The organism is Phocaeicola sp. RTP21198st1_B8_RTP21198_201120, assembly GCF_040929485.1.
In the GTDB taxonomy this organism is placed as follows: Bacteria; Bacteroidota; Bacteroidia; order Bacteroidales; family Bacteroidaceae; genus Phocaeicola; species Phocaeicola dorei.
In genome coordinates this window covers 302,751-315,884 of record NZ_JBCOCI010000001.1, presented here as the reverse complement: position 1 = coordinate 315,884, position 13,134 = coordinate 302,751, and the positions used below count along the sequence as shown (strand labels likewise).

The window sequence follows — 13,134 nt, the reverse complement described above, 5'->3', positions numbered from 1 at the left end:
ATAAGTTAGGATTTTTAATTGGCATATTAAATTCGCCAACAAAAATAGCAACTTTTTCACTTTCTGAAACAGATTTCCCCAATTATTTTCTAACTTTTTTAATAAATAAGCCCCGCTTAATAAAATCAAGCGGGGCACAGATAGTGGAAATTGAAACAAATCTTTTTACTTACTTATTAAAACTAGCCTACCTGATTTAAGTCCTTTACCTGTTGCGGTCAGTGTAATTTCTCCCGGTTTATCGGTGCTTTGCACAACAGCAGTCATCATTCCGTTAAACACTTTCATTTGCGGAACATGGAAAAGTTCCAATGAAGTGGGGTCTCCGTTTGCACCGGCACGATAGGTTCCCGCACCTTTTACAGCATACTTGATGAGATGTTGCGCATCGGGACAAAGGTTACCTTCTTTATCCACCACTCTCACCGTGACAAATGACAAGTCCTTGCCATCAGCCTTTATTTCATTGCGATCTGCAACCAATTCTATATGGTCGGGCTTACCTGCCGTATGGATTTCCTTTTCGGCTACAGCATCTCCTTTCTCATTGTATGCAACCACTTTCACGGTTCCCGGCTCATACTTTGTATCCATCCACATCAAACGGTAGCGTTTCTGGCGCTTGAAATCTGCTATGGAAGCAGAATCCGCACTATTTTCAGCCGTTACAGTCAAATCCTTGGTACGCTTACCCTGGCTCTTGCCATTGATAAACACTTCTGCAGACGGATAATTGGTATAGACAAAGATCGGGGTCACTTCTCCTTCACGTCCCGGCCATGTCCAATGAGGAAGGATGTGCAGTGTCTCTTCATCTTTGTTCCAATGGCTGCGGTACAAATAGTAACGGTCTTTGGGCAATCCGGCCAAGTCGATTATACCGAACAAAGAAGAATGGCTGGGCCAGTCAGTATAATAAGGAGTCGGTTCGCCCAGATAATCGAAGCCCGTCCATACGAACTCTCCGATCCCCCATGCGTTATCCTCGTGCCAAATCCAGTCGTCTTCCGGCAAATTGGACCAACCACAATGTTCCACATCGTAAGAAGAAGACTGATGATCGTCATATTTCTTCATAGCCTGACGGACAACGGGGAATTTATAGACACCACGCGAACTTACTGTAGAAGCTGTTTCACTACCTAAAATAATCTGCTGAGGCAACTTCTTATAGTTTTCAGGATATTTATGGGGACGATAATTGAAACCGGCCACATCCATAACGGCAGCCATATTATTGTTTACCACGGCATCGGGCGCATCCATACCTTGTGTTACAGGGCGGGTGGGGTCTTCACGATGGCAAATATCCTGCAACATACGCGAGAGTTTCGGACCGTTACTGCCGCTCCACTGATCAGGTACTTCATTACCTGTACACCACATCACAATACTTGGGTTATTACGATAGTGACGAATCAGATTCGTCAAATCCTTATCCACCCATTCATCAAATACTTTATGATATCCATTGGCCATCTTTGCCGATTTCCATTCGTCAAAGGATTCCGCCATCACCATCATACCCATCTCGTCACAAGCCTCCACCAGTTCGGGAGCCGGCATATTATGAGAAGTACGGATTGCATTACAGCCCATATCTTTCAGAATACGAATCTGACGACGGATAGCGGCATCATTTACAGCACCTCCCAACGGGCCCAAGTCATGATGGTTACATACTCCTTTGAATTTGGTCAATTTTCCATTCAGAAAGAAACCCTTGTCGGGGATAATCTCCAAGGTACGGATACCAAAACGAGTGGTATATTCGTCTTTCAAGGTATTCCCTTCATATACTTTGGATTCAGCCGTATAAAGAACCGGAGTTTCAGGACTCCACAACTCAGGATTGGCTACTGCAAACTCCTGTTCAAACAAAGTATTGTCAAAAACACTTAACTTGTTTTCCCCGGTAGCAACCACTTTGCCGTTTTTATCCTTAATCTGCGTCACAATACGGTAATTATCCTTATTGGCTCCTTCGGGACTAACCAAAGAAGTTTTCAAAGACACTTTTGCATATTTGTCTGTCACCACGGGAGTGGTAGCATACGTCCCCCATGTCGGGATATGCGCATCTTCATTGATTACCAGATGAACATTGCGGTACAAACCGGCCCCCGGATACCAACGTGATGATTCAGGCTCGTTTTCCAAACGGACTGCCAGCTCGTTCTTCTCACCCGGTTTCAGATAAGGGGTCGCATCCACATAAAAGGAATTATAACCGTATGGCCAATAGCCTGCCTCCTGCCCGTTCACATAGACACGGGCATGGCTCATTGCTCCGTCAAATATCAAAGTAGCCTTCTTGCCTTTTTCAAAACCGGGAGCACCAAAGTTCAGGCGATACCATCCGGTTCCTACAAATGGAAGGCCTCCGGTACGGCCGGCATGTTCCAGAGCCTCTGTCTGTCCATCCTGAGTGATAGCCATTTCCTGCTTGTCGTTATTGATACTGAACGGACCATAAATCGCCCAATCATGAGGAACGGTGACGTTCTGCCATTTACTGTCATTATAACCGGGATTGGCAAATTCCGCATTATCTTCACGCGTAAATTTCCACCCTTTTTCGAAAGTCTGCTCTGTACGTACCTGCGCTTGCATAAAAGCAAAACAACAAACAGCTCCTAACGCAGCACACAAAAATCGTTTCGTATTCATAGTTATTTCTTATTAGGATTTTCTGTTACTATAAAAGTAATTTCACCTGCCTTGATCAAATCATCATGCGAAATCAAATATTTATTAATTTTCTTATTGCCCAGTCTGATTTCCTTTATATAATCCCCTTGTCCTTCTTTCTTGATAACCAATTCTTTCTTGCCCCAATAGTTAGGATCAAGCTGAACGGTCACTTTATCAAAAGTAGGAGTAGTCAATGTATATTCGGGCACACCCGGACAATCCGGATAGAATCCCATCATACTGAATATAGCCCATGCAGACATCGTACCCGTATCATCATTGCCAGGAATTCCATCCGGCTTAGTTGTGAAATACTTAGCCAGCAATTCCTTCACCAATTTCTGTGTACGCCATTCTTCACCCTTGAAACGACTGAACAGGTAAGGATAAGCTATATCGGGTTCATTAGCCGGATCATAATTTCCTTCATCGAACACGCTTTGCAGCTTATCGACAAATTTCTTATCACCTCCCATCAGTTTCACCAGTCCATTGATATCATGAGGAACAAAGAAAGTGTAATTCCATGCGTTACCTTCGTGGAAACCGGGACTAGGTGCAAAATTCGCTCCTTCTTTCGGGTCAAACGGTTCATAGAACTTACCTTCCTTGGTGATAGGACGCAAAGTTCCGAAATCCTTGCTATAATAATTCTTATACCCCATAGAACGTTTGCGGAACAGTTTCGCATCTTCCTTTTTACCTAGAGCCTCTGCCAAAGTGGACAGCGCATAGTCGGCAACATAATATTCCAAAGCATGAGAAACCGAGTTGTCATACTGGCTTTCCATCGGCACATACCCTTTGGACATATAATCGTCATTATCCGGACGCATCAGATTATCCTTGCCCGGAGTAGTGGCCGACTTATACATTCCCTTATAAGCTTCGTCAATGTCAAAGTCTTGCAATCCCTTCATCCAACTGTCTACCAGAACAGGAATAGAGGGGTCACCTTCCATAGTCAATGTTTCACGACCATATAATTCCCATTTCGGGAACCATCCGTGTTCCTTATACATACCCATCATAGTATGTATCATATCCATCTGACGTTCCGGATAGACCAAAGTCATCAACTGATGGTAGTTACGATAAGTATCCCACAATGAGAACACCGTATAACGGTTACGGTTGGTGGTCAGAATCTTGTCTCCCTCCATTTGTGGATATTGTCCGCTTACATCCTGCAAAATATTAGGATGAATCATGGTATGATACATAGCGGTATAGAATACTCCCTTTTGTTCTTCCGTGCCACCTTCTACCTTGATACGGGAAAGATCATCGTTCCATCTCTTACGGGCCTCCGCACGCAGTTTGTCGAATGTTGTGCCGAAAGGCTGTTCTTTTTCCAAATTCAGACGAGCATTCTCAATGCTGACAAAAGATACGCCCATACTGACCTCAATCACTTCTTCCGCCGTAGTATCGTAAGTAAACCACACTCCTATATCATCTCCGCTTATTTCTTTTGTATAAGCAGTATAGAGTTTGTATTTACCGGCTGTATCGTCCCATTGCGCCTCCACACCCATCGGACGCATCATTTTCCAATAACCGCGTTTTGCCGGTACTTTGTTGATACGCATTACAAAATAGATGGGAAATACTGCCTGAGGATTGTAACAGAAAGTTCCCAACAACTTGGTACCTTCAATCTCACGGTCGTTTACAAAACGAACGGTAGCACCACTCTCATTGGTCAATCCCTCTCCCAGATTCAACAAGATATTGCTTTGTCCGGCAGGAAAAGTAAAGCGTGCCATACTGGTACGTGGGGTGGCAGTCAGTTCACATTTCACATTGTATTTATCCAGTATATTGGTATAATAACCCGGATTTGCAGTCTCACCTTGATAGAAACTTCCATAATTATGATAATCCACATCCAGTTTGCCGGTGGTAGGCATCAATAACAATGACCCCAATTCCGGACAGCCTACCCCGCTAAGGTTAACGTGCGCAAAACCGGTAAGATATTTATTATTGAATTCGTATGGAGTGGACCACCATTGCTTATCTTTATCCTTATCCCCTTCGGGAACTCCCATCACATTGAAAGGAGTCACCGACATCATTCCATGAGGAGTTAATGCTCCGGGATTTGTCGTACCGTAATTAGTAGTACCCACAAAAGGGTTTACATAATCTACCGGCTCTTTCTGTGCTGCCGCAGAAAAAACTGAGATACAAATCAGAACAGCCGATAACAAAATTTGTTTCTTCATGCTATTTGTTGTTTATATAGGTTCTATTATTTCACTACAATTTCATCTGTAAACAAGAAACCTCCGAATTCACCCGAAGATGCCTGATAACGTATGTAACGTGCTTTGGCATTTCCTTCCCAACCAAAGTTGGTGAAAGTCACCTTGTCATCCTTCACTACTTTGTGTTCCATGCGCTTCAGTTCCGTAAACTCCTTACCATCATTAGAAACGGAAATGATTACTTCTGAAGGCATAAAGACTTCAGGTCCACACACCTGCATAAAGTCTGCTCCAACAGAATGAATTTCTGTTTCTTTTTCCATATCAATGGTCACATCCATTCTTTTTTTGTCTATGAAACCTTGCCAGCGCTTGTCACCATAAGTCCAGCCTCCAATCACCCCATCTACCAAGGCACTATCACCACCAGCCGAATAGCCGGGATAATAAGCGGCATCCGGTCCGTAAGTCACTTTCTTACCTACTGCCAAGTGTTGTATGGGCTGATCCGCTCCCGGACGATTTCCTATCTCATTTTTCAAATCGAAAGGATGGTATCCTTCAGCTTTCAATGCCTCTACCTCTTTCAATGCGCGAGCATGAAAATCATCATAGTTCTTCACAGAAGGATCACTCCAAGCAACTTCCGCCAACGCAAGAATACGAGGATAAATCATCATTTCCGCATGTTCCGGAGTCGGAATATATTCTGTGAATAAATTAGCTTGTACTCCATACACTAACTGGACTTTATCCGCACTCAAAGTATCGGGTACAGGATTAAATGAATAAACTTTGGCCAAAGGCAGATACCCTCCTATTGCTTCCGGCTGGGAATCAGGAGCATCCTGATAAGAATCAAAATAGCAGAACTCACCCGGACTCATAATAGCCATGTGGCCGGAATCAACCGCTTTCATTCCCCCTTCCGTGCCACGCCATGACATGACAGTAGCATTAGGCGCCAAACCACCTTCCAATATTTCATCCCAACCCAATAATTTACGTCCGTGGGCATTCAAAAAGACCTCGATACGATGAATCAGATAACTCTGTAACTCGTTCACATCTTTCAAGCCCTCTTTTTTCATACGTGCCTGGCACAGTTTGCAAGTGGGCCATGAGGCTTTACCGGCCTCATCCCCTCCTATATGAATATATTCGGACGGGAAAAGTTCCATCACCTCTGTCAGCACATTTTCCAGAAACTCAAAAGTCTTTTCATTACCGACACAGAAATCGGCTTGTTTGTAAGGTTCGTGTGTACAAGACAACTCGGGATAAGCAGTCAGTACTTCTTCCGAATGTGCAGGCATCTCTATCTCAGGAATAACAGTAATAAAACGTTCCTGAGCGTATGCCACCAGTTCACGGATATCATCTTGAGTATAATAACCTCCGTGAGCATCTTTACTACCTTCTTCTTCATACCGTCGTCCGTTATTCCACCATTCTTTCCATGTAGGAAACTCACGCCATGCCGCAAATTCTGTCAGACGGGGATATTTTTTTATTTCAATACGCCAGCCCGCAGCGTCAGTAAGATGCAGATGCAAACGGTTCAATTTATAATATGCCAAAGCATCCATCTGCTTTTTTATAAATTCCTTGTTGAAAAAATGACGGGAAACATCCATCATAAAGCCACGATAAGCAAAACGGGGCTCGTCTGTAATGATTCCTACCGGCAATCCTTTTTCATCAGCCATTTGCAGCATAGTCTGAACTCCATAGAATAGTCCTGCTCCGGAAGTCGCACGAATAAGTACCTGATCAGGAGTTACCGTCAGAACATACCCCTCGGAAGAGTTTACCTCCGGCAATTGAGCCACTTGCTTCAAGACAATAGTATGTCCCTCTTCTGCCGCTACCGGTTTCAGCTTCATGAAAGAAGCCGCCAAATAATCCTTCAAAATCTTTTTATCTCCTTCGGACGCATCTATATACAATCCTGTTTCCGGATTCAGAGGAAACACTCCCTGTTGCAATTCCACCTTCAATGGTGCAGGAATAACAGAAAGTGTGCGTTGCTCTTCCTTTGTGCAACTTGCAAACAACAAGCCCAATGCAGCTCCTGCCAATATAATCAATTTTCTCATCTTCTATTTTCTTTAATTCTATTAATTTCATTGGTACGAATGCCCGGTTTCAGTTCTCCATTAATAATGTAATGGAATCCGTCCTGAGAAACTATTACAGCTCCGGCACGCGCACCTTGCTCATATTCGCCTAATGTAGTCCATTTATTCGTCTGTGGATGATAGAGCAGCAGATTTCTGTTAAACCGATACCACTCTACAGGATGTGACAAATATTCTTTTCCCGCATAAATACCTTGGAGAGCCTTTAAGAATATATCCTTATCAACTCCTCCGGCACACAATATCATCCCCTCGCCAAAAGAGGTTCCCATTCCACCACCTAAAGAGATCTCATTACCTTCTGCATCACACGGAGTGGCAACCGATGACCATTCTTTCGTTTCCGGAGAATACATATATCCATCTACCGATAAAGAAGCCTGGTGCCCTTCAATAGCCGGGGCAAAGCCACCCCATATATAAAGTTTTCCGTCTTGCGCCACGCAAACAGGTTGTACTCTGGGTTCACCCGGAATATCTGTTTCTTTTTTCCATCCTCCAGACAAATCCAACAGATCAAGCATGTACATGGCCGAGGACGGAATGCCATTTACATTTCCCCCGACAATATATAGTGAATGTCCTACTAATGCACCTGCCATATTATCTATAGTTGCAGGTAAGGATGGTAACGTATCCTTTTTCAAAACGTCTTTTTGCAAAGATAAAAGAAAAACATCAGACAGGCTATGGGTTGCTGTAGCTCCTCCAACACAAATTAACCCTTTTTCAGTAGAAATAGTGACTCCATAAGCTGCTGCCTGAGGCAGTTGGCCTATTTTTTTCCACTCAAAAGCCGTATCATTTGACAAAGAGGTTATATATACATCTGGGTAAAAGACTTTTTTCCCGCCATCGGCCGCCGGTGTATCGGGAAAATTACAACCTCCGGCTATTAATAAATTTCCATCAATCACTCCCGCATATAATGCAGAAACTCCCTTAAGAAAACCAGCATCCTCCGTAGGAAATCCCTGCATTTTCTCAAGAGATATTTCATAAACATCCGGCCGGCTGCTACAAGCAGTCACTACCATCATGCCTATTATCGCATAAATGCCATATATTATTTTCCTGATCATGTTTTCATGGTGAAGTTTACAAATTCTTTACAAGCAGTGTTGCGCAGCTATCTTTTAGGACAAACGCTACGCAACACCAGCACTGATTTTACAATTAATCTACAGTAATTTCATCTACAAACAGAAAAGCAGGATTTCCTTTACCTCCATGCCAAGAAGGAATATTGTATTCCGGCTTTGCCAATACTTTCAGATAACGTGCTTTCACAGGTTCAAAGCTCAATACATGTTCATATAATTGGTTTGGATTATCCAAAGTCATTGCAGGATATTCTTCTGAAGCTACTTGCTTGAAATTCTCACCGTCTTCTGAAACAGCGACACTGATGGAACGCGCGTCAAATATCCAGTCACCCTTCTCCACATTTGTAGTAAGTGTCACTTTGCTGAAATCAGCCGGCTGCCCGAAATCAATCACGGCTTCCATATCATTCTTATAAAAAGCAATCCAACGTCCTGTCTTATAATTTCTATTTCCTTTCAAACCATCCACCAAGGTAGAGATACCGGCAAATTCATATTGCTTGTTCACAGGTTGTAGAGCTGTTATTTTCTTTGAAGTCGATTTGCTGAACGCAATGTCTTCTTTCACAATACGACTATTGCCTGTAGGACGGACAGCCATAGCCTTAAACGTACAATTTGTATTGATCTTCACCGGTTCTGTATAAAGCTGTGAAGCGGTAGTGGGATCTGTGCCATCCAATGTATAATATACCGGACAGTTGTCTACAGTAGACAAAGTAACATCCACCGTACCAGTTTCCGCATTAGGCTCAAACCGGGCAGTCACATCAAACACGTGCTTGGCATAATTATACTGATATACATCATATATCTTCACCATACGTACCAAACGCTGCAAGAAATCCTGATAATCCTTATGTTCAGGATTTGTCCATTGAATATCTGCCAAAGCGGCCATACGTGGTAATTCCATATATTCCACCTGACTAAATGTAGGAATATACTCAGTCCACAAATTAGCCTGTACACCTTTAATATATTTCTGTTCCTCCGGTGTCAGTGATGCCGGCATAGGTTCATAACTATACACACGTTCTAAAGGTAAGTAACCGCCAATGGCTTCCGGTTCCTGTTCCACATCCTTGCTCTGATAATAGTCAAAATACAAATAAGTATTCGGTGACATAATAACATCATGCTTCTGCTTGGCAGCCTCAATACCGCCACCTTCACCACGCCATGACATGACAGTAGCATTAGGAGCCAACCCACCTTCCAGAATTTCATCCCAGCCAATAATCTGACGTCCGTGGTCATTCAAGTATTTTTCCGCATGATTGATAATGAAGCTCTGTAATTTTTCCTCTGCCGTGTGGTTCTTGTCAGCCTTAATACCTAAAGCTTTGATACGATCCTGGCACTTTGGACATTTTGTCCAACGCACTTTAGGACATTCATCACCACCCACATGAATATATTCTGACGGGAAAATCTGAATAATTTCTCCCAATACATCATCTATGAATTTCAAGGTTTCATCATTTCCTGCACAAAGCACATCTTCCGATACTCCCCAGATTTTCCATACTTCGTACGGACCACCTGTACAGCCTAAGTTAGGATATGCAGTCAATGCCGCTTGCATGTGCCCCGGCAAATCTATTTCAGGAATAACCGTGATATGACGTTCGGCAGCATAAGCTACAATTTCTTTTGCTTCTTCCTGTGTGAAGAAGCCACCATAAGGCTTTCCATCATATTTTCCCGAGTTATGACCGATAACGGTTTCCGTTCTCTTAGAACCCACTTCCGTCAATTCAGGAAGACCTTTGATTTCAATTCTCCAACCTTGATCATCTGTAAGATGCCAATGAAAACGATTCATATTATGTAAAGCCAACATATCTATAAAACGCTTTACCGAATCAACCGGGAAGAAATGACGGGAAACATCCAAATGAGCACCACGGTAAGAGAAACGAGGATAGTCATTGATTTCAACCGCCGGTAAAGCGATATCCACTCCTTGTGCCACCGGAATAGATTTACGCAAAGTCTGGATGCCATAAAATACTCCGGCTTCCGTAGGTCCGGAAATAACCACTTGGTCGCTGGTTACCTTCAACTGGTATCCTTCAGGATTTTTAGCATTTCCACCCAATTGCAGGATTATCCCCTTGCCATCTGTGCCAGCTTGTACAGCCAATGACTTTCCGGTAAGATCTTTGATATAACTTGCCAGAAATTCAGCATTCCTTTGCATCTTTTCATTGCCTTCCGGATACATTATCTTAGTTCCATTTGACAAAATGAACGGAGCAGCCTGATCCATTACCGAAATTTCCTGCGGTAACGGAATTATCTGATAATTTGCTTCTTTTACTTCTGTGTTACAGGATAAAAGCATAAAACCTGCCATTGTCAGCCCTGCAAGGCCCATTAAAGTTTTCATAATAGATATTAATTGATTAGTTAGTATCACTTAATTGCTTGATAGTTATATCAACCTTTTCATTCTTCTTCAGTTTATCTGAAGTAATAATCACTTTCTTTGTCTGTCCCGGCAACAAGTCAAAGAAGTTATCAGTAAATTTCGCACCTTGAACAGGAATCTCTATGAACACATCCCTGGCCAGCTGTCTGGCAGACAGAGTCACTTCATATTTTCCATCCATCGGCTTCACTTTATAGCGGATCTCGGTCTTCGGTAGCTCCTGATCTTTTGCGTGGTTAAAGTAATAAATTTCTTCGGATAAAACCTCACCTTTCTTGTTTTTTAATGTCATTAGAAGAAAAGTATTTTGAGGACTTGTTGTTATACCCGCATAAGGTTCCTTATAATATAAGGTGGAAGCATTGGCCGGAACCTCGCCCTTGATACTCTTTTTAGTCAGAACTTTTCCATTAAAATCCATCACACGCAACAATAAAGTCACCTCTTTATCCGCTTCCAGCTTGTCCGACATAACATAAATATTCAAATCCTCCCCTTCCTTGACAGCATCTACCAATACCGGAGCAAAAGCTCTTTTTGCCTGATAATGCAACGCTTTCCAATTGCCATAATAATCAATGCTCGACCAGGAAACGACCGGCCAGCTGTCATTCAGCTGCCAATATAAAGTCCCCATACAATAGGGACGGTTACGACGATGGGCTTCCAAACCCTGGCGCACTCCTACCCCCTGCAAAACCAAACCCATATAAACCAACTGATCGAAATCTTCAGGTACTTTATAATACAGTCCCATAGTCTTCTTGATGAGGAAATTACCGATAGTGGCTTTTTGATGAGCATTCATCACCTCCGATTCCAATGCATAATCTTCCGGTGAGGCAAAAGTAGCAATCGTCTTCATTTCAGGAAATGCCTGAAAACCAAACTCACTCATAAAACGCGGAATTTCCGTATCCAGACTTTCAAACGGTTTCTGACCATACCAGATACCCCAATTATGGCTGTCGGCAATCTTCCAGCTTTCGGGACGTCCCCAATTGGCCTCGTACGGAGAACCATGCATATAGAAACGGTCCGGATCAAGTTCAGCTACTTTACGAGGCAACAACTCACGGAAAAGTTTGTCATAACCCTGCTTCATTCCTTCCATAATACCGGGATCAGTGTATTTCTTATCCCATCCCCAGTAACGCATACCTTCATAAATTTCATTATTTCCACACCACATAGCCAGACTGGCATGGTTCCGTAAACGCTTGATATTATATTCCGCCTCGGCCTCTACCCGTTTCATAAAAGCAGGATCGGACGGATAAGTAGTGCAGGCAAAAATAAAATCCTGCCAAACTAAAATTCCATTCTCATCCGCCGCCTGGTAAAAAGCATCATCCTCATAAATCCCTCCACCCCATACACGAATCATATTCATATTGGCATCTTTCACATCCTTGAACAACTGGCGGTAACGTTCTTCAGTAATGTTAGGCAGCAAAGCATCATCCGGAATAAAATTCGCGCCTTTGGCAAACATCGGTTCACCATTGACTACAAAATAGAAGGATTCTCCCTGATCGTCTTTTTCTTTCACCACCTTTATTGTACGGAGTCCGATACGCTCTTTTTGAGAAGCTATCACTTTACCATCCACCTTTATTACGGCTTCAAAGTCATACAATGCAGGTTCCCCCCAACCATTAGGCATCCATAAATGAGGCTGCCGTATCTCTATGGGAAGAAGAATATGGTTTGTTCCTGGCTGCAATGTCACCTCTTTCTGTTCGGTTACCTTTTCACCCTCCTTATAAGAATAAGCAACGGTTACTTCCGCTTTCTGAGGAGTTGCAGAAACACTGTTTACAGTCAGGAGGTTTTCAACTTTCGCCAGATCTTTTGTTACCGAAGCCTGACGTACATAGTAATCATCAATGCGTGCCACATCATAAAAAGTCAGTGTCACAGGCCGCCAGATACCACTGGTTACCAAGCGGATTCCCCAATCCCAGCCATAACTGTAAGGCGCTTTACGGCTATAGATACTGACCCGCTTATCACTATGGTCATTATCAGCAGGATAATCAAAGCCATTGGTTTCCCATTGGGGCAACGTTTGCTTGACAGGTGAATGAAACAGAATCTGCAAATGGTTTTCTCCCTTCCGCAACACCTCTTTTACCGGAAGAGTATAGCCGACAAACATATTGTCCGTACGTTCCAACAAAGAGCCGTTCAGGTAAATATCTGCATACGTATCCAATCCTTCCAAAATCAACAAGGCAGCATCCCGCGAGAGTTGCTCATCTGTCACATTAAAAGTAGTTTTATAGACCCAGTCCTCATTCTCCACCCACTGCACTTTTTGCTCATTCATCCCATAAAATGGATTGGGCAGTTTATTATGAGAAATCAAATCCTGATGTACCGTTCCGGGCACCGTAGCCGGCAACCATTCATTCCGGCCGACCTGGGCGAACTCCCATCCCTTATCAAGACTCAGACTCTCTGACTTCTTATACTCCTTTGCACTGAGCATCATCGGAAAGCATCCTAACATCATCAAAACTTTTAATGTTTTCTTCATC

At 43.1% G+C, this 13,134-nt stretch carries 6 protein-coding genes; all 6 read right to left on the bottom strand.

Annotation, left to right across the window (positions count from 1 at the left end):
• Nucleotides 1-165: 165 nt before the first annotated feature.
• Nucleotides 166-2,670 (bottom strand): beta-galactosidase GalB, encoded by a 2,505-nt coding sequence (gene galB, locus AB5935_RS01120; RefSeq protein WP_038610607.1) that lies wholly within the window; start codon nucleotides 2,668-2,670, stop codon nucleotides 166-168.
• 2 nt (nucleotides 2,671-2,672) lie between these two features.
• Nucleotides 2,673-4,925, bottom strand: coding sequence for a GH92 family glycosyl hydrolase (locus tag AB5935_RS01115; protein ID WP_038610610.1), 2,253 nt, complete (start codon nucleotides 4,923-4,925; stop codon nucleotides 2,673-2,675).
• Nucleotides 4,926-4,951: 26 nt separating this feature from the next.
• The gene (locus AB5935_RS01110) at nucleotides 4,952-7,006 is read right to left on the bottom strand and encodes a family 20 glycosylhydrolase (RefSeq protein ID WP_007846244.1); all 2,055 of its coding nucleotides are present in this window, start codon (nucleotides 7,004-7,006) and stop codon (nucleotides 4,952-4,954) included.
• The gene (locus tag AB5935_RS01105; protein WP_007832021.1) at nucleotides 7,003-8,130 is read right to left on the bottom strand and encodes a cyclically-permuted mutarotase family protein; all 1,128 of its coding nucleotides are present in this window, start codon (nucleotides 8,128-8,130) and stop codon (nucleotides 7,003-7,005) included. The genes AB5935_RS01110 and AB5935_RS01105 overlap by 4 nt, the downstream gene beginning before the upstream one ends.
• Nucleotides 8,131-8,224: 94 nt before the next feature.
• Entirely contained in the window at nucleotides 8,225-10,549 is a 2,325-nt protein-coding gene (locus tag AB5935_RS01100) for a family 20 glycosylhydrolase (protein ID WP_038610613.1), read from the bottom strand.
• Nucleotides 10,550-10,565: 16 nt separating this feature from the next.
• On the bottom strand, nucleotides 10,566-13,133 hold the full coding sequence (locus AB5935_RS01095) for a beta-mannosidase (RefSeq protein ID WP_007832019.1): 2,568 nt from the start codon (nucleotides 13,131-13,133) through the stop codon (nucleotides 10,566-10,568).
• Nucleotide 13,134 lies beyond the last annotated feature (1 nt).

What these genes read in the sequence shown, in the direction of transcription:
- galB (WP_038610607.1), bottom strand. Translation starts at nt 2,670, where the DNA reads ATGAATACGAAACGATTTTTGTGTGCTGCGTTAGGAGCTGTTTGTTGT.
- AB5935_RS01115 (WP_038610610.1), bottom strand. Translation starts at nt 4,925, where the DNA reads ATGAAGAAACAAATTTTGTTATCGGCTGTTCTGATTTGTATCTCAGTT.
- AB5935_RS01110 (WP_007846244.1), bottom strand. Translation starts at nt 7,006, where the DNA reads ATGAGAAAATTGATTATATTGGCAGGAGCTGCATTGGGCTTGTTGTTT.
- AB5935_RS01105 (WP_007832021.1), bottom strand. Translation starts at nt 8,130, where the DNA reads ATGATCAGGAAAATAATATATGGCATTTATGCGATAATAGGCATGATG.
- AB5935_RS01100 (WP_038610613.1), bottom strand. Translation starts at nt 10,549, where the DNA reads ATGAAAACTTTAATGGGCCTTGCAGGGCTGACAATGGCAGGTTTTATG.
- AB5935_RS01095 (WP_007832019.1), bottom strand. Translation starts at nt 13,133, where the DNA reads ATGAAGAAAACATTAAAAGTTTTGATGATGTTAGGATGCTTTCCGATG.